Source organism: Streptomyces sp. CB02959 (assembly GCF_002803155.1).
Taxonomy (GTDB): Bacteria; Actinomycetota; Actinomycetes; order Streptomycetales; family Streptomycetaceae; genus Streptomyces.
This window is the reverse complement of record NZ_NNBP01000026.1, coordinates 45,722-68,907: the sequence shown is the minus strand read 5'-3', so window position 1 is coordinate 68,907 and position 23,186 is coordinate 45,722. Positions and strand designations below refer to the sequence as shown.

Annotated in this window: 25 protein-coding genes; 19 read left to right on the top strand and 6 right to left on the bottom strand. The window is 73.2% G+C overall.

Annotated elements, in window-relative coordinates:
* Window positions 1-375: 375 nt before the first annotated feature.
* Window positions 376-1,626, top strand: coding sequence for a diaminobutyrate--2-oxoglutarate transaminase (ectB, locus tag CG747_RS34200; RefSeq protein WP_100605763.1), 1,251 nt, complete (start codon window positions 376-378; stop codon window positions 1,624-1,626).
* Between the two features lie 163 nt (window positions 1,627-1,789).
* On the opposite strand, the gene CG747_RS34195 is transcribed toward ectB, so the two are convergent.
* Window positions 1,790-1,978, bottom strand: a complete 189-nt coding sequence (locus CG747_RS34195) for a hypothetical protein (RefSeq protein ID WP_100605762.1) — start codon at window positions 1,976-1,978, stop codon at window positions 1,790-1,792.
* Between the two features lie 181 nt (window positions 1,979-2,159).
* Complete coding sequence (locus CG747_RS34190; RefSeq protein WP_180985814.1) at window positions 2,160-2,999, bottom strand: sulfite exporter TauE/SafE family protein; 840 nt, start codon at window positions 2,997-2,999, stop codon at window positions 2,160-2,162.
* 70 nt (window positions 3,000-3,069) lie between these two features.
* Here CG747_RS34190 and CG747_RS34185 point away from each other — a divergent pair, with 70 nt between their 5' ends.
* Window positions 3,070-3,873: a helix-turn-helix domain-containing protein gene (locus CG747_RS34185; protein ID WP_100605760.1), complete on the top strand. Its 804-nt coding sequence runs from the start codon at window positions 3,070-3,072 to the stop codon at window positions 3,871-3,873.
* 33 nt (window positions 3,874-3,906) lie between these two features.
* Here the strand turns inward: CG747_RS34185 and CG747_RS34180 are convergent, their stop codons facing one another.
* Together CG747_RS34180 and CG747_RS34175 are read right to left on the bottom strand one after the other, a co-directional pair.
* Window positions 3,907-4,302, bottom strand: a complete 396-nt coding sequence (locus tag CG747_RS34180) for a hypothetical protein (protein WP_219621562.1) — start codon at window positions 4,300-4,302, stop codon at window positions 3,907-3,909.
* 113 nt (window positions 4,303-4,415) lie between these two features.
* Entirely contained in the window at window positions 4,416-5,807 is a 1,392-nt protein-coding gene (locus CG747_RS34175; RefSeq protein ID WP_100605759.1) for an MFS transporter, read from the bottom strand.
* Between the two features lie 198 nt (window positions 5,808-6,005).
* Between CG747_RS34175 and CG747_RS34170 the strand changes: the two genes are divergently transcribed.
* The 11 genes from CG747_RS34170 to CG747_RS34120 all read left to right on the top strand — a co-directional run bounded on the left by CG747_RS34170 (window position 6,006) and on the right by CG747_RS34120 (window position 16,057).
* A complete protein-coding gene (locus tag CG747_RS34170; RefSeq protein WP_100605758.1) occupies window positions 6,006-7,490 on the top strand; it encodes an aldehyde dehydrogenase family protein in 1,485 nt (494 codons plus the stop codon).
* A gap of 66 nt (window positions 7,491-7,556) precedes the next feature.
* A complete protein-coding gene (locus CG747_RS34165) occupies window positions 7,557-8,489 on the top strand; it encodes a VOC family protein (protein ID WP_100605757.1) in 933 nt (310 codons plus the stop codon).
* Complete coding sequence (locus CG747_RS34160; RefSeq protein ID WP_100605756.1) at window positions 8,486-9,295, top strand: aspartate dehydrogenase domain-containing protein; 810 nt, start codon at window positions 8,486-8,488, stop codon at window positions 9,293-9,295. The genes CG747_RS34165 and CG747_RS34160 overlap by 4 nt, the downstream gene beginning before the upstream one ends.
* On the top strand, window positions 9,292-10,092 hold the full coding sequence (locus CG747_RS34155; protein WP_100605755.1) for an alpha/beta fold hydrolase: 801 nt from the start codon (window positions 9,292-9,294) through the stop codon (window positions 10,090-10,092). Before CG747_RS34160 ends, CG747_RS34155 begins: the two co-directional genes overlap by 4 nt.
* Entirely contained in the window at window positions 10,083-10,604 is a 522-nt protein-coding gene (locus CG747_RS34150; RefSeq protein WP_100605754.1) for a cupin domain-containing protein, read from the top strand. The genes CG747_RS34155 and CG747_RS34150 overlap by 10 nt, the downstream gene beginning before the upstream one ends.
* Window positions 10,597-11,361, top strand: coding sequence for an SDR family oxidoreductase (locus CG747_RS34145; protein WP_100605753.1), 765 nt, complete (start codon window positions 10,597-10,599; stop codon window positions 11,359-11,361). Before CG747_RS34150 ends, CG747_RS34145 begins: the two co-directional genes overlap by 8 nt.
* 37 nt (window positions 11,362-11,398) lie before the next feature.
* Window positions 11,399-12,181 (top strand): SDR family oxidoreductase, encoded by a 783-nt coding sequence (locus CG747_RS34140; RefSeq protein WP_100605752.1) that lies wholly within the window; start codon window positions 11,399-11,401, stop codon window positions 12,179-12,181.
* Window positions 12,182-12,191: 10 nt separating this feature from the next.
* Window positions 12,192-13,817 carry a thiamine pyrophosphate-binding protein gene (locus tag CG747_RS34135; protein ID WP_100605751.1) on the top strand — a complete coding sequence of 542 codons (1,626 nt, stop codon included), beginning with the start codon at window positions 12,192-12,194 and terminating at the stop codon, window positions 13,815-13,817.
* A gap of 13 nt (window positions 13,818-13,830) precedes the next feature.
* Window positions 13,831-14,766 carry a PDR/VanB family oxidoreductase gene (locus CG747_RS34130; protein WP_100605750.1) on the top strand — a complete coding sequence of 312 codons (936 nt, stop codon included), beginning with the start codon at window positions 13,831-13,833 and terminating at the stop codon, window positions 14,764-14,766.
* A 35-nt stretch (window positions 14,767-14,801) separates the two neighbouring features.
* Complete coding sequence (locus CG747_RS34125) at window positions 14,802-15,029, top strand: recombinase-like helix-turn-helix domain-containing protein (RefSeq protein WP_100605749.1); 228 nt, start codon at window positions 14,802-14,804, stop codon at window positions 15,027-15,029.
* Between the two features lie 2 nt (window positions 15,030-15,031).
* Complete coding sequence (locus CG747_RS34120) at window positions 15,032-16,057, top strand: aromatic ring-hydroxylating dioxygenase subunit alpha (protein WP_100605748.1); 1,026 nt, start codon at window positions 15,032-15,034, stop codon at window positions 16,055-16,057.
* A 15-nt stretch (window positions 16,058-16,072) separates the two neighbouring features.
* On the opposite strand, the gene CG747_RS34115 is transcribed toward CG747_RS34120, so the two are convergent.
* Window positions 16,073-16,606, bottom strand: a complete 534-nt coding sequence (locus CG747_RS34115; protein WP_100605747.1) for a MarR family winged helix-turn-helix transcriptional regulator — start codon at window positions 16,604-16,606, stop codon at window positions 16,073-16,075.
* A 322-nt stretch (window positions 16,607-16,928) separates the two neighbouring features.
* On the opposite strand from CG747_RS34115, the gene CG747_RS34110 reads away from it, so the two are divergent.
* The 5 genes from CG747_RS34110 (at window position 16,929) to CG747_RS34090 (ending at window position 21,359) form a co-directional block, all read left to right on the top strand.
* Complete coding sequence (locus tag CG747_RS34110) at window positions 16,929-17,414, top strand: CrcB family protein (RefSeq protein ID WP_100605746.1); 486 nt, start codon at window positions 16,929-16,931, stop codon at window positions 17,412-17,414.
* Between the two features lie 85 nt (window positions 17,415-17,499).
* A complete protein-coding gene (crcB, locus tag CG747_RS34105; RefSeq protein ID WP_100605745.1) occupies window positions 17,500-17,874 on the top strand; it encodes a fluoride efflux transporter CrcB in 375 nt (124 codons plus the stop codon).
* A 47-nt stretch (window positions 17,875-17,921) separates the two neighbouring features.
* A complete protein-coding gene (locus CG747_RS34100; RefSeq protein ID WP_100605744.1) occupies window positions 17,922-18,365 on the top strand; it encodes a helix-turn-helix transcriptional regulator in 444 nt (147 codons plus the stop codon).
* Between the two features lie 10 nt (window positions 18,366-18,375).
* A complete protein-coding gene (locus CG747_RS34095; RefSeq protein ID WP_100605743.1) occupies window positions 18,376-18,786 on the top strand; it encodes a VOC family protein in 411 nt (136 codons plus the stop codon).
* A gap of 191 nt (window positions 18,787-18,977) precedes the next feature.
* Window positions 18,978-21,359, top strand: coding sequence for an excinuclease ABC subunit UvrA (locus CG747_RS34090; protein WP_100605742.1), 2,382 nt, complete (start codon window positions 18,978-18,980; stop codon window positions 21,357-21,359).
* A 132-nt stretch (window positions 21,360-21,491) separates the two neighbouring features.
* On the opposite strand, the gene CG747_RS34085 is transcribed toward CG747_RS34090, so the two are convergent.
* Window positions 21,492-22,355, bottom strand: coding sequence for an SDR family NAD(P)-dependent oxidoreductase (locus CG747_RS34085; RefSeq protein WP_100605741.1), 864 nt, complete (start codon window positions 22,353-22,355; stop codon window positions 21,492-21,494).
* Window positions 22,356-22,413: 58 nt separating this feature from the next.
* Between CG747_RS34085 and CG747_RS34080 the strand changes: the two genes are divergently transcribed.
* Window positions 22,414-23,151 carry a TetR/AcrR family transcriptional regulator gene (locus CG747_RS34080; RefSeq protein WP_100605740.1) on the top strand — a complete coding sequence of 246 codons (738 nt, stop codon included), beginning with the start codon at window positions 22,414-22,416 and terminating at the stop codon, window positions 23,149-23,151.
* Window positions 23,152-23,186: the final 35 nt, after the last annotated feature.

Genomic DNA, 23,186 nt, shown 5'->3' with positions numbered 1-23,186 from the left:
GCCGCCTCGCCGTGGTGGCCCTGGGGGTTCCGATGCCCGGGGCCACCGGCCGAGGGCGGCGGCGTACCGCCATGGGCCTGGTGCCGTGTGCGTCCGCGGAGGCCGCGCCGTGACGGCGCGCGGTGCCGGCGTGGGCGTGCCGGGGCTGTGCCGTTCGGTGGCCAGGTCGATGGGCGTGGCGGTCGGCGCCTGCGCCCTCGGCCCGGACCACCGGTTCACCCGGCTGCCGTCGGCGGCCGTGCGGTCGACCACCGCACCCGGCCGCCACCCCCTCCTACCCCGCGCCGCCCACGCCCACGACGGCGATGGGCATCCGTGCGCACCTGCTCCGTTCACCACGGATTCGTTATCCGGTTCCATCTCCGAGGAGACATCATGAACGCCCCCACAATCGAGTCCGAAGTCCGCAGCTACTGCAGGAACTGGCCTGTGGTGTTCGAGCAGGGGCGCGGCAGCCGCATGTTCGGCCGCGACGGCCGCGCCTATCTGGACTTCTTCGCCGGTGCCAGCGCCCTGAACTACGGTCACAACCACCCCGTGCTCAAGCGCGCGCTGCTCGACTACCTGGAGCGGGACGGGGTCACCCACAGCCTGGACATGCTGACCGCCGCCAAGGAGGACTTCCTCACCGAGTTCGCGGCGCGGGTGCTCGATCCCCGCCGACTGGACTACCGGGTGCAGTTCCCCGGTCCCACCGGGACCAACAGTGTGGAGGCCGCGCTCAAGCTGGCCCGTAAGGTGACGGGGCGTCAGACGATTGTCGCCTTCACCGGCGCCTTCCACGGCATGTCGCTGGGTTCGCTGGCCGTCACGGGAAACGCCGCCAAGCGCGCGGGCGCCGGCATTCCGCTCGGACACACCCTGCACCTCCCCTACGACGGGTTCTCCGGGGACCAGGTGTCCGGGCTGAAGCTGCTGGACAGCCTGCTCGCCGACAGCAGCAGCGGTGTGGACCTCCCCGCGGCCGTCATCGTGGAGACCGTGCAGGGTGAGGGCGGCGTCAACCCCGCCAGGCTGACCTGGCTCGCCGACCTCGCGGAGCTGTGCGGCCGCCGGGGCATCCTCCTGATCGTCGACGACATCCAGATGGGCTGCGGCCGCACGGGGCCGTTCTTCAGCTTCGAGGCCGCCGGGATCACCCCGGACATCGTGTGCCTGTCCAAGTCCATCAGCGGATACGGCCTGCCGATGTCCCTCACGCTCTTCCGCACCGAGTTGGACGTATGGCAACCGGGCGAGCACAACGGCACGTTCCGCGGCAACAACCCGGCCTTCGTGACGGCGGCCGCCGCCCTGCGGGAGTTCTGGGCGGACAGCACCCTGGAGAAGCAGACCGAAGAGCGGAGCGTCCTGTTCGAGCAGCGGCTGGGCGATCTCGCCGATCAACACACGGAGTACGTGGCCGAGTTGCGCGGTCGTGGCCTGGTGTGGGGGCTGGCCTTCCGGGAGCCGCGCATGGCCAGGCAGGTCGCCGACGCGGCGTTCGCCCGCGGGCTCCTGGTGGAGACGTCGGGCTCCAGCGACGAGGTGGTGAAGCTCATGCCGCCCCTGACGTCCACGGACGAGGAACTGGCCGAGGGGCTCGGCCTCCTGCAGGACTCGTTGGCGTCAGCCGTGGGTGCCTGAGCACACCGGAGCCGTCGGCGGGGTGGTGACCGGATCCCCGCCGCGGCTCCCGCGATGGACGTGCCGGGACTGCCAGGACAACCTGAGGAGGCGAACTCCCAGGCGGCGTAGGGCAGTTCATGGCAACGGGTCACCCGACCGCGACCCGCCGCACGAGATCACTTCACGAGACGACCGGGACGCGGGGCGCCGCGCGCCGACTGCGGAGCAGCCAGAGTCCGCCGGCCGCCGCCAGGCAGAGCACGCCGGAGCCGACACTCATCAGAGCCTGAAACGAGCCGTCCCAGAGGAAGTACGAGCCGAGGTTGAAGAGGAAGGCGGCCAGGAGCAGCAGTCGGAGCAGGACCTTCATGCGGGGACTCCCTGGGGACGGAGCAGTGAGTGATCGTCACAACGACTGTATGGGAGCCCCTCGCCGCACCGTATGACGGTCCCGGTCGTCGTGAGCGCCTGGGCCGGGTCCGCAAGGTCCCGCCTGCCGTTCGGCGCCCGACCCGCCCTCCGGGCGAACGACGGGACTGCGCGGACCCGGCCTATCCCGACAGCAGCATCGCCACCCCCACCAGGGCGAGCAGCCCGACGTAGGCGCGGGCGTGGACCCGGTCCGGGATCCGCGGTGGGCGCCGTCGCAGCACGGCGATCACCGGCAAGGCCCCCACGAGCAGCGCCGCGGCGGCGCCGAGGTCGACGAGTCCCACCAGGTGCACGGGTGCGCCGCCGGCGGTCGGGAGCGCGGCGCCGCCCAGGGAGACCGCGGTGGCCGGGAGCGCGATGGCCAGGGTGAGGGGGTTGGCCAGCGCGGTCGCCACGTGCATCGTGTGGCCGGCCCGCCGCACCGCGGGCACGGTCATGACGCTGCCGCCGACGCCGAGGAAGGCCGCGACCGCACCGATGGGCGCGCCGAGCAGGGCCGGTAGCGGCCGCGGCGCGGGGGAGGCCGTCTCGACCCCTGCGCGCGGGCGCAGGAAGCCGGGGCGCGCGAGCAGGTCGACGAGGGTGAGCGCCACGTACCCGACGAACGCCCAGCGGACCAGGGCGCCGGGGGCCAGGCGGGTGGCGAGCGCGCCGGCCGCGGCGCCGGCCGCCAGCAGGAGGAGCAGCCCGCCGCTGCCGCGGAGGGCGCAGAGCACCCGCCGCGGCGTGACGGCCGTGGCGAACCCCGCGTTCACCACCATCACCAGGGCCGAGGTGGCCGTCGCCACCCGCATCGCGTCCGCGCCGAGCGCGGCGTCCGCCCACACCACCACCGGGACCGCGACGAAACCGCCGCCGAACCCGAACAGCACGGTGGTCACCCCGGTGAGGAGTCCGATACCGATCAATGCCACAACGTCCACGGGACCACCCCACCAGCTCCACCGGCCTGCCCGCATGCGAAGCTCGGCACCAAACCTTCGCGTCCCGGCCGGCGTCCGGCCAGCGCCCGGTCAGTACCGTGGCCGGGTGAAGAACGTCTCCCTGGACGCCGTCGACCACGTCGACCGGGCGGTCCTCCCGATCGGCACCGACTACCCGCCCGGCCACGTACTGGACTGGCACGAGCACCGACGCGCGCAGTTCCTCTACGGCGCCACCGGCGTCATGGTCGTCGACACCGCCGAGGGCACCTGGACCGTTCCGCCCGAACGCGCCGTGCTGATTCCGGCCGCCACCCGGCACCGGGTCCGCATGCTGGGGGTGAGCACCCGCAGTCTGTACATCGAGCCGGACGCCGTCCCCTGGTGGCCTGCCACCTGCACGGTCGTGGACGTGCCGGCACTGCTGCGGGAACTGCTGCTGAGCGCCGTCGAGTTCGAGGCCGACTACGGCCTGTCCGGGCGGGAGGGGTGCATCGCCACGCTCCTCCTGCACGAGATCGCCGCGCGCACGCCCCTCCCGTTCCACGTCGCGATCCCGGCCTCGGCCGACCTGGCCGCGCTCTGCCGCGGGTACCTGGCCGCCCCGGACGTCGGCGTCGGCAACGCCGAGTGGGCCGGCCGGGCGGCCATGAGCGAGCGGGCCTTCACCCGCCGCTTCCGTGCGGAGACCGGCGAGAGCCCCGCCGTCTGGCGCGGCCGTGCCCGCCTGCTCGCGGCCGTTCCGCTGCTGCGCACCGGGTCCGTCAGCGAGGTCGCCGGCCGCCTCGGCTACGCCTCGCCCGCCGCGTTCACCGCCGCCTTCACCCGCGCGTTCGGCCTGCCGCCGTCCCGCTTCACCGTGGCCCACCAGGGCGGCGACCCCGGCCGCACCCGCCGTGCGGCGCTCTGACCCCCGGACGCCGGACGGTCCCCGTGCCCGGCGTCAGGCCAGTGCCAGCGCGGTCGCGAACGGCGCCGGAAGCAACCCGGCCGCGCCGAGCCACCATCCCAACCGCCCGCGCCGCCGCAGCGGCAGCAGCACGTCCACCACCGCCACCAGTACCAGCACCAGCAGTCCCGACACCGCCAGCAGGAACATCACCCCATCCGCGTGATCGAGGGTGCTGTAGTTGCAGTGGGTGAGGCCGGGCCGGGTCGCCTCGGCCACCGTCCGGCAGTCCATCGGCAGGTACTCGACCAGCAGCCACCGCGCCAGGAAGAGCGGGACCATCGCCGGGACGCCGAGGAGCAGATTCACCAGGGCCGGCCACCACAGGCCGCCCCGCACCCGCCGGCCGCCACCGCTCCGCACGTCCGTCCCGACCACTGTCACCGTCACCTCTCCGCACAGGGAACACGCTGCTGCGGATCATCTTGCCGTCCGGGCGCCCTCCTGCCGACGGCTTGGCCCCGCGCCCGGTGCGTGGCGGGTGGCCGAGGAACCGCCCGGGTTCAGGAGTTGAGCTCCTCCAGGGTCCTGCCCTTCGTCTCGACGGCGAACAGGGCGATCACCGTGCCCACCGCGGCCAGGCCCGCCAACTGGGCGAAGACCAGGGTCAGGCTGCCGCCGGCCCCCAGGATCGTGCCGACGACGATCGGTCCGAGGATGACGCCGGCCCGGTTCCAGAGTCCGCCGAAGGCCGCGCCCTTGGCGCGGTTGCGCGTCGGGTACAGCTCGGGGGAGTAGAGGTAGAGCCCGGCGTTGATGGCGTAGACGAAGAACGTCGTGCCGGACGCGAACACCGCGACCTGGCCGCCGGAGACGGCGCCGGCCAGTGCGAGGGTCGCCAGTGCCAGTGCGGTGCCGCCGAACGCGGCGACCAGGGCCGGGCGCCGGCCGATCCGGTCGATCACGAGCGCGACCACCAGCGTGCCGAGGAGGCCGGTGACGTTGCTGAGCAGTGTGTAGACCAGCGCGGTGGTCAGGTCCAGGCCGAAGTTCCTGGTGTAGAGGGACGGCAGCCAGGTGGAGATGCCGTGGTTGACGTAGAAGGCGGCGAACCAGAGGCCCGAGACGACCGCGGTGCGGCGCAGGTAGCGCCCTTGGAACAGTTCCCGCAGGCGTCCTCGGCGGTCTGCCGCGGCTGCGGCCGCCGCCGCGGGGGTGGGGGCGGCCGGCTCCGGCAGGGGTGCGGCGGTGGCCCGCGCCACCTCGGCCTCGATCCGGGCGAGGACCTCTTCGGCCTCTGCCGTCCGCCCGCGTGCCTGGAGCCAGCGCGGGGACTCGGCGACCTGCCGGGGGAGGGCGGCGGCGAGCAGTGCCGGCAGTGCGCCGATCACGAACATCGCCCGCCAGCCCAGGTGGGGCACCACCCACACGGCGATCAGGGACGCGGCGGCCAGGCCGGCCGGGAAGACCATCTCGTAGAGCAGTACGAAGCGGCCGCGCTGGTCCGAGCGTGCGATCTCGTTGATGTAGGTGGCGGCGACGGGGACGACGCCGCCGATGCCCAGGCCCTGGACGAACCGGAAGAGCGCGAACGTCCCGATGTCGTGGGCGAGGGCGACGGCGAGGCTGGCGAGCGCGGTGACGGCGACGCCCAGCGCGACGGTCCGCACCCGGCCGATCCGGTCGCCCAGGGAGCCGGCTGCCAGGGCGCCCAGGAGCATGCCGACGGAGCCGGCGGTCACGGCGAAGGTGGCCTGACCGGTCGTCAGGTGCCAGTCGTGGACCAGGACGGGGAGCGCGGAGGCGGCCATCAGCTGGTCGAACGCCTCGAAGAAGGTGACGGCGCCGATCAGGAAGCGGACCTTGACGTGCCAGCGGGAGTGCGGCAGCCGTTCGAGTCGTGCGGCGATTGATCCCGTTGGTCCCGCGGCGGGTCGGCCGGCCACAGTCGTCATGGAGGGGTTCCTTCCGCGAACAGAGAAGTTGCGGAGACAGTAGGAACAGTTACCTAAGCGGTCAATGGTTAAGGGCAAAGTTATTTTCCGCCTCCGCGGGTCTTGTCCGCGAGATATTTAAGCCCTTAGATTCCTAGCGCTCAGGGTCGCCAACGCTCGGAGCAAGACCCATCCGCTGACCGGTCCGGGAGGTCCGTCGTGCCGCGTTTCTCCACCGACATCCTGATCGGAGGGCAGTGGCGCCCCGGTGCGGGCGCCCCGCTTGAGACCGTGGACCCGGCCACCGGGCAGGTCCTCGCCGTCCTCCGCGCGGCCTCGGTGGACGAGGTGGACGAAGCTGCCAGGGCTGGTGCGCGCGCCGCCGCCGACCCGGCCTGGCGCGCCCTCCTGCCCCACCGGCGCGCCCGACTGCTGCACCGCGTAGCCGAGTTGATCGAGGGCGCCGCGGACGAACTGTCGGCCGTCCAGACCGCCGACACCGGCAAGACCCGCACCGAGACCCGGGCCCTCGCCCTGAGCGCCGCCGCCACCTTCCGCTACACCGCGGCCGCGCTGGAGACGGCACAGGACGCGCTCACCCCCTCGCGCGGCGCGTACCTCACGATGAGCGTGTACGAGCCGATCGGTGTGGTCGCGGCCATCAACCCGTGGAACTCGCCGGTCGCCGGCGACGCACAGAAGATCGCCCCCGCGCTCGCCGCCGGCAACGCGGTCCTCCTCAAGCCCGCCGCCTGGACGCCGCTGGCCTCCCTCGTCCTCGGCCGCCTGATCACCCGCGCACTGGACGAACTGGGCCTGCCGACCGCGCTGTTGTCCATACTGCCGGGCAGCGGCCGGGTGGTCGGCGCGGCGCTCGCCGGCCACCCCCTGGTCGGCCGGATCGGCTTCACCGGCGGGACGGACACAGGCCGGTCCGTCGCGGCGGTCGCGGCCGCCAGACTGATCCCCGCCTCGCTCGAACTGGGCGGCAAGTCGCCCACCATCGTGCGGGCCGACGCCGACCTCGAACAGGCCCTGGCCGGTGTGCTGTTCGGGATCTTCTCGTCCAGCGGCCAGTCGTGCGTCGCCGGGTCGCGACTGTTCGTGGCGCGGGACGTCTACGACACCTTCGTCGACGAACTCGTGTCACGGGTGAGGAAGTTGCGTGTCGGGCCCGGTACCGACCCCGGCACCCAGGTCGGTCCGCTCGTCCACCACCGGCACCGGGACGCGGTCGCCGCGTACGTGGACCTCGCCCGCGCGGAGGGCGGCCGGGTGCGGTGCGGCGGCGCCGTGCCCGAGGGCGACGCGTACCGGGACGGCGCCTACTACCTGCCGACGGTCATCGACCGGCTCCCCAACTCCGCCCGGGCGTGCCAGGAGGAGATCTTCGGCCCGGTGCTGATCGCCCTGCCCTACGAGGACGAGGACGACCTGGTCCGCCAGGCCAACGACTCGGTGTACGGACTGGCGTGCGGCATCTGGACCCGCGATCACCGGGCCGCCTGGCGCCTGGCGCGCCGCATCGACGCCGGCACCGTCTGGATCAACACCTACAAGCAGTTCAGCATCGCCACCCCCTTCGGCGGCATGAAGGACAGCGGCCTGGGCACCGAGAAGGGACGCGACGCGATCCGCGCCTACCAGCGGCAGAAGTCCCTGTACTGGGGCACCTCCGACGCGCCCCTGCCCTGGGCCGGCTGACCTCCCAGCGGCCACCGCGACCGCCACCAACTCCACAGCCCCTGAGCCAAGTTGCCGGAGAACCCCATGTCCCAACCCCCCGTCGCCCGACTGCGCGCCCTACGCTCGGTCGAACTGCTCACCCCCGCACTCGGCGAAGCCGCCGACTTCTACGCCGAGGCGTGGGGGCTCACCGTCGCCGAGTCCCAGCGCGACGCCGTATGGCTGCGCGGCACCGGCGAGGAACACCACGCGCTCCAGCTGACCCGCTCCCACCGCCTCGGCCTCGGCCGGATCTCCTTCGCGGTCGGCACCCCCGCCGAGGTCGACGAGGCCGCCCGCCGCCTGCTCGCCCGCGGCATCACACCGGTCGCCGGGCCCGGCCGACTCGACCAGGTCGGCGGCGGCTACGGGCTGCGCTTCACCGACCCCGAGGGACGCCTGGTCGAACTCTCCGCCGAGACCTGGGCCGTCCGGCTCGGCGGCCGGGACCGGGCGGTACCGGTCGGGGTCACCCACGCCGTGCTGAACACCACCGACATCGACGCGTCCGTCGCCTTCTACCGCGACGTCCTCGGCCTGCGCGTCTCCGACTGGTCCGAACACCAGATGGCCTTCCTGCGCTGCAACGCGGACCACCACTGCATCGCCTTCAACCAGGCCGAGTGGGCCTCGCTCAACCACGTCGCCTACGAGATGCGCTCGGTCGACCACTTCATGCGGGGCCTGGGCCGCCTGCGCCACCACGGCATCACCCCCCAGTGGGGACCCGGCCGGCACGGCCCCGGCGACAACACCTTCTCCTACTTCACCGACCCGACCGGCCTGGTCTGCGAGTACACCTCCGAGGTCGCCCAGGTGGTGGAGGACCGCTGGATCGCCAAGGTGTGGCGGCGCACCCCCGAACTCTCCGACCTGTGGGGCACGGCGGGCCCGCCCTCCCCGGAGATCCGCCGCCACATGGCGGGCACCCCCGATCCCGGCCCGCTCGCCGCACCCGACGAGGAGGCGACCGCATGACCCCCCGCACCCCTGGGACCCGCAAGATCGGCCTGGTCGGCTGGGGCGCCATCGGCCGCGTCGTCGGCACGGCCCTCGCCGCACACCGCATCCCCGGCGCCGCGTTGGAATGCCTGGTCGGCAACCACCCCCTCGGCGACAGCGCGCCCGCGCCGCACGTCACCTTCGAGGAGGCCCTGCGGCGCTGCGACCTGATCGTGGAAGCGGCCGGACAGGACGTCGTCCGCGCCTGGGGCGAACGGGTCCTCACCTCCGGCACCGACCTGCTGATCGCCTCCACCGGCGCACTGACCGACCAGGACCTCGCCAAGCGGCTGCTCGCGGCCGGACCGGGCCGGGTGTACTTCACCGGCGGCGCCGTCGGCGGCCTCGACCTCCTCCAGGCCGTACGCGCCCTCGGCCCGCTGCACGAGGTCCGGCTCACCACCACCAAACTCCCCGCAACCCTCGAACAGCCGTGGATGGACGAGGAGTTGCTCACCCGGTTGCGCACCGCGACCGGGCCGGTCGAGGTCATGGCGGGCACCGCCCGCGACATCCCGGCGAAGTTCCCCAGGTCGACGAATGTCGCCGCCTCGGTCGCCCTGGCCGTCGGTGACCTGGACACCGTGCGGGTCCGGGTCGTCGCCGACCCCGGCGCCCACCACACCCGCCATGTCATCGAGGCGTCCGGGCCGCACGGGACGTACCGCTTCGACGTCGCGCACCTGCCCGACCCCGGCAACCCGGCGACCAGCCAGGTCGTTCCCCATGCCGTGCTGCGCAGCCTCGCCGCCCTGGCCGGGCGGACGGGACAGATCCTGTGACCGCCACCGTCCACCTTGACGAGGCCGGCGACCGGGGACCGCTGCTGCTGTGCCTGCACGGCATCGGCTCCTCGTCGGCCGCGTTCGCCCCGCAACTCGCCGAACTGGGGCGGTACGCCCGGGTCGTCGCCTGGGACGCCCCCGGATACGGCAAGTCACCAGACCCCGAGAGGCCGTTGACCCTCGACGACTACGCCGACACGGCGGCCGACCTGATCCGGACGCGCGGCGGACAGGCCCATGTCCTGGGCGTGTCCTGGGGCGGCGTGATCGCCCTGCGGCTCGCCGTCCGCCACCCCGGACTCGTCGCGTCCCTCATCGTCGCCGACTCCGGCCCGGGCTCCGGGGCGGACCCGGCGAAGGCCGCCGCCATGCGGGCCCGCGCCACGGAACTGGCCGAGATCGGGCCCCGGGCCTTCGCCGAACGGCGCGCGCCCCGCCTGCTCTCCGCACAGGCACCCGCCGCACTCGTCCGGCGGGTGACCGACACCATGGCGGACGCCGTCCGGCTGCCCGGCTACGGATCCGCGGCCGCGTCGATGGCCGCCGCCGACCTGCGCGGCGAACTCGCCCGGATCACCGCGCCCACCCTCGTCCTCTGCGGCGACCAGGACCGCGTCACCGGCCCCGACGCCTCCCAGGAGATCGCCGGTGCCGTCCACAAGACCGCCTACGTGATCGTCAAGGACGCCGGTCACCTGGCCAACCAGGAGCAACCCGCGCGCTTCAACGCCTGGGTGCTCGCCCACCTCCGCATCACCGCCCGCATCCCCGAACAGGAGCCACCATGCCGCTGACCACCACCGACTACGACAACGGCGGGGACCTCGCCGCGTACACCGACTCGCTCATCGCGACCAAGGACTCCCGCGAACCCGACTGGAACACCCTCGCCTTCCAGGCCAAGGCCGGGGACCAGTACCGCCGCGCCCAGATCCGCTACGTCGGCTCCGGCGCCACCGGCAACCACGAGGGCGACAACCGGATCATCCCCTCCGGCGGGTTCACCTTCTCCAACATGCTGCTGCCGCCGGGGGCCGAGGGCCCCGAACACACCCACCGCGACGTCGAGGAGGCGTTCTTCGTCCTGGAGGGCCGGGTGCGGGTCGGGATCCACCGCGGCGAGGACGAGGTGGAGTACCGCACCCTCGGCTACCGCGACATGATCGTCGTCCCGGCGGGGGTGGCCCGTTCGCTGAAGAACGAGGGCGACACCGACGCGCTGTTCTGCGTCGTCATCGGCACGCGGAAGCCGCAGGTGCCGACCTACCCCGCGCACTCGCCGATGCACGGCGTCACCCGTGACTGAGCACTGCGCGACCGGCGGCCGGACCGTCGTCGTCACCGGGGCGGGTCGCGGCCTGGGACTGGCCATGGCCCGCCGGGCCGGGCAGGACGGCTTCCGGGTCGTCCTCGCCGAGGTGGACGAGGAGCGGGGCCGGGCCGCACAGACCTCGCTGCGCAGGGAGGGCATCGACGCCCACTTCACGCGCTGCGACGTCGCGGACCCGGAATCGGTAGATCAACTCGCCGTATTCACAGGGCAGTTGGGGCCGCTGTACGGACTGGTCAACAATGCGGCGCTCGCCAACGGCATGGGCGGCAAGGAGTTCTGGGACATCGACGTCGCGGACTGGGACCGGCTGATGACGGTCAACGCACGCGGCCCCTGGCTGGTGTCCAAGGCCCTGCTGCCGCGGCTCCTCGCCCACGGCGGACCGGGCCGGATCGTCAACCTCGCCTCCGACGCGGCCCTGTACGGCTCCCCGCGCCTGGCCCACTACATCGCCTCCAAGGGCGCCGTGATCGCACTGACCCGGGCCATGGCCCGCGAACTCGGCGACCGGGGCATCACCGTCAACGCGGTCGCCCCCGGCCTGACCGAGTGCGAGGCAACCGAGACCGTCCCCACCGAACGACACGACCTCTACCGCGCCAACCGGGCGATCTCCCGCCCCCAGCGGCCCGACGACCTCACCGGGGCGGTCGCCTTCCTGCTGGGCGAGGAGTCCCGCTACCTGACCGGACAGGTGATCGCCGTCAACGGCGGCTTCACCATGCACTGACCACGGTGCACCGACCGCACGACAGGAGACAACTGACATGGATCTGGGCCTCGCCGACCGCACCATCGTGGTCACCGGCGGCAGCTCGGGCGTCGGCCTGGCCACGGTCCGCGCCCTCCTCGACGAAGGCGCGCGGGTCGCCACCTGCGGGCGCGACGCCGACCGCCTCGCCCGGGCGGCGGCCGACCTCGACGGCGACCGCCTGCTGACGGCCGTCTGCGACGTCCGCGACCCGGACGCGGTCCGCGCGTTCACCGAGCGCGCCGCCCGCACGTTCGGCGGCATCGACGGACTCGTCAACAACGCCGGCCAGTCCCGGATGACGGGCCTGGAGGAGTCCACCGCCGACGACTGGCGCGACGAACTGGAGCTGAAGTTCTTCGGCGTCCTCAACCCGCTGCACGCGGCCCGCCCCCACCTGGCGGCGGCGCCCGCACCGAGCGTCGTCAACGTCAACGCCGTCCTCGCCAAACAGCCCGAGACCCGCCTGATCACCACCAGCGCCGCCCGGGCCGGCATCCTCAACCTCTCCAAGTCCCTGTCCGTGGAACTCGCCGCCGACGGCATCCGGGTCAACTCCGTGTGCCTGGGCCTGATCGACACCGGCCAGTGGACCCGCCGGCACGCCGCGGCCGACTCGGGCCGGAGCTACCCCGACTGGCAGGCGGACCTCGCCGCCGACCGCGGCATCGCGCTCGGCCGGCTCGGCCGGGCCGAGGAGGCCGCCTACGCGATCGTCGCCCTGCTGTCGCCCCGCGCCTCGTACATCACCGGCACCAGCATCGACGTCTGCGGCGGCGTCGGCCGCTCCATCCTCTGAGGAGACCCCCATGCGATACGACAACGGAGGCGATCTCCTCGTCGCCGTCCTACGGGAACTCGGCATCTACACCGTCTTCGGCATCGTCAGCGTGCACAACCTGCCGCTGGTCGAAGCCGTCGACCGGGAGCTGCGGTTCGTCCCGGTACGCCACGAGGCGACCGCGGTGAACGCCGCCGACGCCTACGGGCGCGCCCGCGGCGGCATCGGCTGCGCCCTCACCTCCACCGGCACCGGCGCGGGCAACGCCGCCGGATCGCTGATCGAGGCGCTCAGCGCGGGCACCGCCGTACTGCACGTCACCGGACAGGTGGAGAGCCGGTACCTGGGCGGCGGCCGCGGCTACATCCACGAGACCAAGGACCAACTGGGCATGCTGACGGCGGTCTCCGCGTACGCCGCCACCGTGCCGTCCGCCGCCGACGCCGGCCGGATCCTGCGCCGGGCGGCGCACGCCGCACGGACCGCGCCCGGCGGGCCGGCGAGCGTCGAGTGGCCGATCGACCTCCAGTACGCGGCCCAGACCGACGCGGCGGTGGCGCACGCCGCCCCCGTAGTGCCGACCCCCGCGCCGGAGCAACTGGCCGCCGCAGCAGCCCTGTTGGCCTCGGCGCGCCGACCCCTGATCTGGGCCGGCGGCGGCGCGGCCGCGGCCCGGACCGCACTCGCCGAGCTGCTGGCCGCGACCGGCGCCGGACTGCTCACCTCGAACTCCGGGCGCGGCGCGGTGCCCGAGGACCACCCCCAGGTCATCGGCAACTTCGCCACCACCCCGCCGGTCCGCGCCCTGCTCGCCGACGCCGATCTGCTGCTGACCGTCGGCACCCACTTCCGCTCCAACGAGACCGCCGACTACGCACTCCGACTCCCCGCCGCCCACGTCCAGATCGACCTGGACGCCGCCGCGCTGGGCCGGGTGTACCCGGCCCGGCACCCGCTGCACGGTGACGCGGCCGACGTCCTCGCGGCGCTGCTGCCGCACGCGGCACCGGCCGAGCCGGCCTGGACGGACCGGATCACCGCGGTCCGCGGACAGGTGCGGGCCGCGCTCCACGACGCCATCGGCCCCCAGGCGGCACTCTGCGACGCGCTCCGCGCCGCACTGCCCCGCGCGGCCGTCGTCGCCCGCGACGTCACCATCCCGTCCAGCAGCTGGGGCAACCGGCTGCTGGAGCTCTACGACCCGCGCGACAACGTCTTCCCGCGCGGCGGCGGCATCGGGCAGGGCCTCGGCATGGGCATCGGCGCCGCCCTCGCCCGGCCGGAGGCACCCACCGTCGTCCTCGCCGGCGACGGCGGCCTCGCCGTCCACCTCGGCGAACTCCTCACCCTCGCCCAGGAGCGGCCCCGGCTCACCCTGCTCGTCTTCAACGACGGCGGCTACGGTGTCCTGCGGAACATGCAGGACGCCCACCGCGAACGCCGCTCCGGAGTGGACCTCACCACCCCCGACTTCGCACGGCTGGCCGGCGCCTGCGGGCTGCCGTACCTGCGGATCGCCGCCGAGGAGCACGCCGCCCCCGTGCTGGCCCAGGCCGTCGGATCGGACGGGCCGGTGCTCGTCGAGGTCGACCTGGCGGCGCTGGGCCCGATGAAGAACCCGTTCACCCCGCCCGTGAAGATCCCCGGCCAGTGAGGAGCCAGCCGAGATGAGCGAGACGCCCGTGCACCTGATCGTGCGCCGGATGACCTGGGAGGCCGACGGGGTCCTCTCCGTCGAACTGGCCCACCCCGACGGCAAACCCCTCCCCGCCTGGACCCCCGGCGCCCATATCGACGTCGAGGTCGGCGGCCGGATCCGCCAGTACAGTCTGTGCGGCGACCCGCGGTCCGCCGCGACGTACCGGATCGGCGTGCTCGACGCACCCGCCTCCCGCGGCGGTTCGCGCCACGTCCACACCCGGCTGCGCCCCGGCCAGACCGTCCCGGTCCGGCCGCCCCGCAACCACTTCGCCCTGGAGGACGCCCCCGGCTACCTGTTCGTGGCCGGCGGCATCGGCATCACCCCGCTGCTGGCGATGGCCCGCGAGGCCGCCCGGCGCGGCACCCCCTGGCGGATGGTGTACGGCGGCCGCAGCCGCTCCTCGATGGCCTTCACCGACGAACTGGCCGCACTGGGCGGCCCGGTGACGCTCGTCCCGCAGGACGAGCACGGCCCCCTCGACCTGGACGCCGCCCTCGCCGACCTGCCCGCCGGCACCCTCGTCTACTGCTGCGGCCCGGAACCGCTGCTGGCCGCGATCGAGGGAAAGTGCCCGGCCGACCGCCTGCGCGTGGAGCGCTTCACGGCGCCCGTGGTGCCGCGCACCGGCGCCGACCAGGCGTTCGAGGTCGAGTGCCGGGCCTCCGGCCGCACCCTCACCGTCGGCGCCGACACCTCGATCTTGCGGGCCGTGGAGGACGCGGGCATCCTCGTCAACAGCTCCTGCCGGGACGGCATCTGCGGCTCCTGCGAGACCCGGGTGCTCGCCGGCGCCCCCGACCACCGCGACTCGCTCCTCAGCGCCGCCGAGCACGCCGCGAGCGCGACCATGATGATCTGCGTCTCGCGCTGCGCGTCCGACCGCCTCGTCCTCGACCTGTGACCCGACGACCCGCGCCCCGCCCGCTGGAGGCCCCGATGACCACCGCCCCCCGGCCGTACCTGGACCCCCACCAGTCCCGTACGCGCGAACCCACCCCCTACGAGTACAAGCTGGCCGCCACCCTCGAAGAGGTCTTCACCAAGGACGGCCACGAACTCGCCGACGTCATCCGCGGACTGAATGCCCGTCAGGTCCATGCCCCGGACGGCACCCCCTGGACCGAGGAGTCCTTCCGCGCCGAGATGCACCGCTTGGGAGCCTGACCATGACCCTGTCCACCACCGACACCGCCGAGCACATCTACGCCAACGGCCTGCGCAACCAGTGGCACCCCGTCGTCCCGTCGTCGTTCGTCGCCCCCGGCGCGATGCGCAAGGTGACCGCACTCGGCGAACAGTGGCTGCTGTTCCGCCGCTCCGACGGCACCCTCGCCCTGCTCGCCGACCGCTGCCCGCACCGCGGCGCCCCGCTGTCCCTGGGCAAGCACCTGGGGGACCGGGTCGCCTGCTGGTACCACGGCGTCGAGGTCGCGCCGGACGGCACCGTCGTGTCCGTGCCCGGCCTGCCCGGGTGCGCCCTGGAAGGCAGGAAGCTCGTCACCTCACTGCCGGTCCGCGAGGTCGCCGGCGCGGTCCTCGCCTACTTCGGGGACGACCGGCACCCCGAACCGGCCGAACTGACCCTCCCCGACCCCCTCGACGACCCCGACATCGAGCCGATCCTCTGCTACGCCGAGTGGGAGGTCCCCTGGCGGTACGCGATGGAGAACCTCCTCGACCCCATGCACGGCGCGTTCCTGCACCGCGAGTCGCACACCATGTATGACGGGGACACCACGGCCAAGTTCCGCATCCGTGAAACCGATCGCGGCTACTTCTTCGAGAAGACCGACCAGCGGGGCGTCAACTTCGACTGGGTCGAGCTGTGCCGCACCGGTGTCGACTGGGTGGACCTCTCCATCCCGTACCCGCCCTCCGCGGGCCCCGGCGGCGCCTTCGGGATCGTCGGCATGGTCTGCCCGGTGGACGCCGGACGCACCGGCGTCTTCTTCTGGCGCTACCGCCGCGTCCAGGGCTGGCAGCGCGACACCTGGCGGTTCCTCTACAAGACCCTCATCGAGGAACGGCACTGGCAGGTCCTGGAGCAGGACCGCGTCATGCTGGAGGCCATGCCGGCCGACGCCGACCAGCACGAGAACCTCTACCAGCACGACCTGGGCGTGGTGCGGCTGCGCCGCCTGCTCCGCTCCCAGGCCGAGCGGCAGACCACGGCGACCGCCCCCGAGGGGTGACCCGAACCCCCGGCCTCAGCCGGCGGGCTCCTCGTCCGACGCGAGGATCGAGTGCTCCAGCTTGTGCAGCAGCCGTGCGAGCTGGCGGCACTCGGCCGGGGACATCCCGCCGAGCATCCGGCGCTCGTTGTCGAGGTGCTCGGCGAACACCTCGTCCACCTTGGCCAGCCCCTCGTCGGTGAGGCGCGAGTACACCACGCGGCGGTCCTCGGCGTCCCGCTCCCGCACGATCAGCCCGTCCTTCTCCAACCGGTCGATCCGCAGGGTGACCCCGGCGGACGAGACCAGTCCCGAGTCGGCGAGCTGCCCGGCGGTGAGCCGGTACGGCCGACCGGACCGCCGCAGTGCGGTCAGCACGTCGAAACCGGCCACCGAGAGGCCGTGGCGCTCGATGGACGCCGTCAGGCGGGTGCTGTAGCGCAGGAACGAGCGGTGCAGCCGGGCCAGGACCTCCAGCGGAGCGGTGTCCAGCTCGGGCCGCTCCCGCGCCCAGTCCTCGACGACCGTCGCCACGGCGTCCCGTTCCGCCGTCGCCCTGCGCTCCGCCATCCCCGTCCCCTCGTAAGACGTCCAGGACCGTGTCGCCGCAGGTCGGCCGGCGGCGGGCAGGTCCCTCACCCCTGAAAATCCTACCCCTGAGGCGATGGAGCCGTCAGTCGCGGTGACGGGTCCACCTCAACAGGAAGGCCGTGTACGCTTGCGCCGCAGCGGCCGTCGCTCCGGGCACACGGTTCCGGACATCAGGACGGTCGCGCGGCGGTGGGGCCCGCCGTACCCGAACCGCGGCAGTCGGTGCCGCCAACGGTCCCTACTTGCGATGTGGCGTACCCGCCTCGGGGCGGGTGCCTGGCGAGTAGGAGACGTGTACCGCATGAAGACCCCGAAGACGCCGGCCGTGGTGGAACCCGCCGATCCGGATGCCGAACTCCCGCCGTCCGCCCGGCGCCCGGCTCCCCGGCACGCGCAGCTGCCCGTCGTGGCGGTCGTCGCGTGCGGCGGCATGCTCGGCGCGGCAGCCCGCTACGGCGCGACCCTCCTGCGGCCCACCACCGGCACCGGCTTCCCCTGGACGACACTGCTGACCAACGTGGTCGGCTGCGCGGTCATCGGCGCGTTCATGGTGCTCCTCACCGAGGTGTGGACCGCCCACCGGCTGGTGCGCCCGTTCTTCGGCACCGGCGTCCTCGGGGGATTCACCACGTTCTCGACCTACACCGTCGACGTCCAGCGCCTGCTGACCGGCGGCCGGGCCGGCGCCGGGCTCGGCTACCTGGTGCTGACGCCCGCTGCCTGCCTGGTCGCGGTAGGGGCGGCCGCGTGGGCCACCCGGACCCTCGTGGCCCGGAGGGGCACCTGACCCACCGGCCCGAGCACACCAGAAGCCGACCCGTCCGCACCAGCCGCACCCGGCAACCCCTGAGCCGCGACAAGGAATCCACGAAGTGAACTGGCTGCTCGTCATAGCCGGCGCCGCCGTCGGCGCGCCCCTGCGCTACCTGGCCGACCGCGCCGTCCAGAAACGGCACGACACCGTGTTCCCCTGGGGGACCTTCACCGTCAACGTCGCCGGCTGCCTCGTACTGGGCGCCCTGACCGCCGCCACCACCCGCGGCGCCGCCCCGAACTCCCTCCAACTGCTCCTGGGCACCGGCCTGTGCGGGGCGCTGACCACGTACTCCACGTTCTCCTACGAGACGATGCGGCTGGCCGAGTCCGGGGCGCTGCGCTACGCCGCCGCCAACGTCGCCGGCAGCATCGTCGCGGGGCTCGCCGCGGCCTTCGCCGGCGGCGCGCTGGTGGCGGCGCTCGGGCACTGACCCGGACCTTCGCCCCCCGTTCCGGGGCGTGTGGCACGATTTTCCAGGTGACCGAAAATCCACCCTCGGCGCAGCGTCTGCGCGACCTCGCGCTGCTGCGGCGCGTCCGCGACCGGATCGACCGGGAGTACGCGCAGCCACTGGACGTCGAGGCGCTCGCCCGTGGCGTGCACATGTCGGCCGGGCATCTCAGCCGCCAGTTCCGGACCGCCTACGGCGAGTCGCCGTACAGCTACCTCATGACCCGGCGCATCGAGCGCGCCATGGCACTGCTGCGCCGCGGCGACCTCAGCGTCACCGAGGTCTGCTTCGCGGTCGGCTGCGCGTCGCTGGGCACCTTCAGCACCCGCTTCACCGAACTGGTCGGCATGCCGCCCAGCACCTACCGCCGAAAGGCGGCGCAGGCGACGGCGGGGCTCCCGTCCTGCGTGGCGAAACAGGTCACCAGACCGATCAGGAATCGAGAAGCGCCACCCCGGGGCCGGGGCTAGCGTTTCGGCCATGGACATCACCATTCACGTCAGCTCCCTCCCGCACGACGACCCGGACGCGTCCCTGGCCTTCTACCGCGACATCCTCGGCTTCGAGGTCCGCAGCGATGTCGGCCAGGGCAAGATGCGCTGGATCACGGTCGGCCCCGCCGGCCAGCCCGACACCTCCATCCTCCTGGCGCCGCCGGCCGCCGACCCCGGCATCACCGACGACGAGCGCCGCACCATCGCCGAGATGATGGCCAAGGGCACCTACGGCTGGATCCTGCTGGCCACCCGGGACCTGGACGACACCTTCGAGAAGGTGCAGGCCGGTGACGTCGAGGTCGTCCAGGAGCCGACCGAGCAGCCGTACGGCGTCCGCGACTGCGCCTTCCGCGACCCGGCCGGCAATCTGATCCGGATCCAGCAACTGCGCTGAGCCGCCCCGCGCCCCCGGCGACGGCCGTCCGCCGGGGCACACGGGCGCCCCGGCCACCCACCGCCGGTTCCGCCGTCACCCCGCGCCGCCGCCAGGACCGGCGCGCGGTGCACCGGCCGCCCGCCCGGTCCCGGCGACGCCGACACCGGACGAGCGGCCCCTCGCGACGCACAGATGGAGACACGAAGAGCATGGCCAAGAGGACGGACCCGCAGACGCCCGCACGGCACGCTGCTGACAGCCACGATCTGATCCGCGTGCACGGTGCGCGCGAGAACAACCTCAAGGACGTCAGCATCGAGCTCCCCAAGCGCCGGCTGTCGGTGTTCACCGGAGTCTCCGGCTCGGGCAAGAGCTCGCTGGTGTTCGACACGATCGCCGCGGAGTCGCAGCGGCTGATCAACGAGACCTACAGCGCCTTCGTGCAGGGCTTCATGCCGACCCTGGCGCGGCCCGAGGTCGACGTCCTCGAAGGACTGACCACCGTCATCACCGTCGACCAGCAGCGGATGGGCGCCGACCCCCGCTCGACGGTCGGCACCGCCACCGACGCCAACGCGATGCTGCGCATCCTCTTCAGCCGGCTCGGGAAGCCGCACATCGGCCCGCCCAGCGCGTACGCCTTCAACGTCCCCTCGGTCCGGGCGTCCGGCGCGATCACCGTCGAGCGCGGGAACAAGAAGGCGGTCAAGGCGACCTTCAACCGCACCGGCGGCATGTGCCCGCGCTGCGAGGGCCGCGGCTCGGTCACCGACCTCGACCTCACCCAGCTCTACGACGACGCCAAGTCGCTCGCCGAGGGTGCGCTGACCGTCCCCGGCTACAAGGCGGGCGGCTGGAACTACCGGCTCTACAGCGAATCGGGCTTCTTCGACCCCGACAAGCCGATCCGCAAGTACACCAAGAAGGAGCTGCACGACTTCCTCCACCGCGAGCCGACCAGGATGAAGATCGCGGGCATCAACATGACCTACGAGGGTCTGATCCCGCGGATCCAGAAGTCGATGCTCGCCAAGGACAAGGAGGCGATGCAGCCGCACATCCGGACGTTCGTGGAGCGGGCGGTCGCCTTCGCCACCTGCCCCGACTGCGACGGCACCCGGCTCAGCGAGGGCGCCCGGGCCTCGAAGATCAAGCGGATCTCCATCGCGGACGCCTGCGCGATGGAGATCAGGGACCTGGCCGCATGGGTCGGCGGGCTCACCGAGCCGTCGGTGGCGCCGCTGCTCACGGCGCTGCGGCACACCCTGGAGTCGTTCGTGGAGATCGGCCTCGGCTATCTCTCGCTCGACCGGCCCGCGGGCACGCTGTCCGGCGGCGAGGCGCAGCGCGTCAAGATGATCCGCCACCTCGGCTCCTCGCTCACCGACACCACGTACGTCTTCGACGAGCCGACCACCGGCCTGCACCCGCACGACATCCAGCGGATGAACGAGCTGCTGCTGCGGCTGCGCGACAAGGGCAACACGGTGCTCGTCGTGGAGCACAAGCCGGAGACGATCACCATCGCCGACCACGTCGTCGACCTCGGCCCCGGCGCCGGTTCGGGCGGCGGCAGCGTCTGCTTCGAGGGCACCGTCGAGGAGCTGCGGGCGAGCGGCACCGTCACCGGCCGCCACTTCGACGACCGCGCCACACTCAAGGAGGCGGTGCGCAAGCCCACCGGCGCGCTGGAGGTCCGCGGCGCCTCGGCGCACAACCTGCGCGACGTCGACGTCGACATCCCGCTCGGCGTGCTCGCCGTCGTCACGGGCGTCGCCGGCTCCGGCAAGAGCTCGCTCGTGCACGGTTCGATCCCGGCCGGCGAGGGGGTCGTCTCGGTCGACCAGAGCCCCATCCGCGGCTCCCGGCGCAGCAACCCGGCGACGTACACCGGACTGCTCGACCCGATCCGCAAGGCGTTCGCCAAGGCCAACGACGTGAAGCCGGCCCTGTTCAGCGCCAACTCCGAGGGCGCCTGCCCGACGTGCAACGGCGCCGGGGTCGTCTACACCGACCTGGCGATGATGGCCGGCGTCGCCACCACCTGCGAGGACTGCGAGGGCAAGCGGTTCGACGCGTCGGTCCTCGAATACCACCTGGGCGGCCGGGACATCAGCGAGGTGCTGGAGATGTCGGTGGCCGAGGCCGAGGAGTTCTTCGGCGACGGTGCGGCGCACACCCCGGCCGCGCACCGGATCGTCCGGCGGCTCGCCGACGTCGGGCTCGGCTACCTCAAGCTCGGCCAGCCGCTCACCACGCTGTCCGGCGGCGAGCGGCAGCGTCTGAAGCTGGCCACGCACATGGCCGAGAAGGGCGGCGTCTACGTCCTCGACGAGCCGACCGCCGGACTGCACCTCGCCGACGTCGAGCACCTGCTCGGCCTGCTCGACCGGCTCGTCGACGCCGGCAAGTCGGTGATCGTCGTCGAGCACCACCAGGCGGTCATGGCGCACGCCGACTGGATCATCGACCTCGGCCCCGGCGCCGGCCACGACGGCGGCACGGTCGTCTTCGAGGGCACGCCCGCGGACCTTGTCGCCGCCCGCTCGACCCTCACCGGCGAGCACCTCGCGGAGTACGTGGGGGCCTGAACGGCGCGCCGCGCTCCGCACCGCGGGGTGCGGCGCCGGCCCGCACGGCGGCGATCCGCACGCGCCGTCCGCCGCCGTGCGCCGGGCCGACCGGGAACTGCCGCGCCACGGTGCCGAGGGCCGTTCGCCGGGCTACTCGGTGTCCGCCGGGAGCGCGACGGGGTACTCCGCGCCGAAGTCGGCGGAGACGGACACGGTCTGCCACTCCTCGGCCTCGGCGAGCTGCTGCCGCGAGTGGCCGAGCGCCATCCGGACCGCGGTTTCGCCCAGCAGCAGGTGGGTGGGGAGGCGGTCGCGCTTGACCACGCGTACCAGGATTCCGGCGGCGCGGTCCGGGTCACCGGCCATGCGGCTGCCGCGGGCCCGCTCGGTGAAGGCGCCGACGGTCGCCTGGTACTCGGGCGGGATGTCCTGGATCTCCATGGAGGACCCGGCCCAGTCGGTGGCGAAGCCGCTGGGTTCGACGACCAGGTAGCGGATGCCGAACGGCGCGGTCTCGGCGGCGAGCACGCGGGTGAGGCCGTCGAGGGCGAACTTGGCCGCCTGGTAGGAGCCCAGCCCGGCACTGCCGCCGACCCGGCCGCCGACGGAGGAGAACTGGACGACGATGCCGCCGCCCTGCGCCTTCAGCAGGGGCAGGGCCGCCTTGGAGACGTTGTACGCGCCCCAGAAGTTGGTCTCGAACTGGCGGCGGAAGTCGTCCTCCGGGGCCGTCTCGACCGGGGCGACGTTGGCGTAGCCGGCGTTGTTGACGAGTACGTCGATGCGGCCGAAGCGGTCACGGGCGGCGTCGAGCGCGGCCGCGGCCGCGGCGGCGTCGGTCACGTCGAGCGCGACCGGGAGGACCTTGTCGCCGAACCGCTCGGTCAGGTCGGCGAGTTGCTCCGGCCGGCGAGCGGTGGCGACGACCTGGTCGCCCGCCTCCAGGGCGGCGAGTGCGAGGGAGCGGCCGAAGCCGCGGGACGAACCGGTGATGAACCACGTCTGGGTTGCCATGGCGATAGCAAAACACAGTTGCGTTAATAGTGCAACCGGGTTGCGTTAGAGTGCCCGTATGGCCAGCCGCAGTGAGCCCAGCCCCAGTCAGTCCAGCCCCAGTCAGTCCGGCCGCAGCCGGTCCGGTCCCGGTCGGTCCGCGCGAGCCCGGAGCCCCGAGGCCAAGCGCGCCCGTGAGGCCGCGATCCTCGACGCGGCGGCCCGTCTGGCCACGGCGCACGGCATCCGGTCGGTGACCCTGACCGACATCGCGGCGGAGGTCGGCATGCACAAGTCGGCGATGCTCCGCTACTTCGAGACCCGGGAGGAGATCTTTCTCCGGCTGGCCGCCGCCGGGTGGGTGGAGTGGTCGCAGGCGGTGCGCGAGCGGCTCACCGCCGCCTCGCCCGAGGCGCCGCACGGCCCGCACGCGGTCGCCGGTCTGCTGGCCGAGTCGCTGGTGGCGCGGCCCATGTTCTGCGACCTGCTCGCCCAGACACCGATGAACCTGGAGCGCAACGTCTCACTGGAGAGCGTCCGGTCCTTCAAGGTGACCGCCATCGCCGAGGTCGCGGCCGTGGGCGAGGCGCTGCGGGGGGTGGTGGTGCTGAGCCCGGCGCAGGCCGGCGACGTCGTCGCCACGGCCACGGCGATGGCCGGAGCGCTGTGGCAGATGGCGGCCCCGGGAACCGAACTGCGCCGCCTCTACGAGTCGGACCCCGATCTCGCCCACGCGGTCGTCGACGTCGCCCCCCGACTGACCGGCATCCTGAGCGCACTGCTTCGGGGCTACGGCACCGGCGGCGAAACGGAGTAGACGGGGCGCCGCCCGGGCCGAGTGCCGTGCCGTCG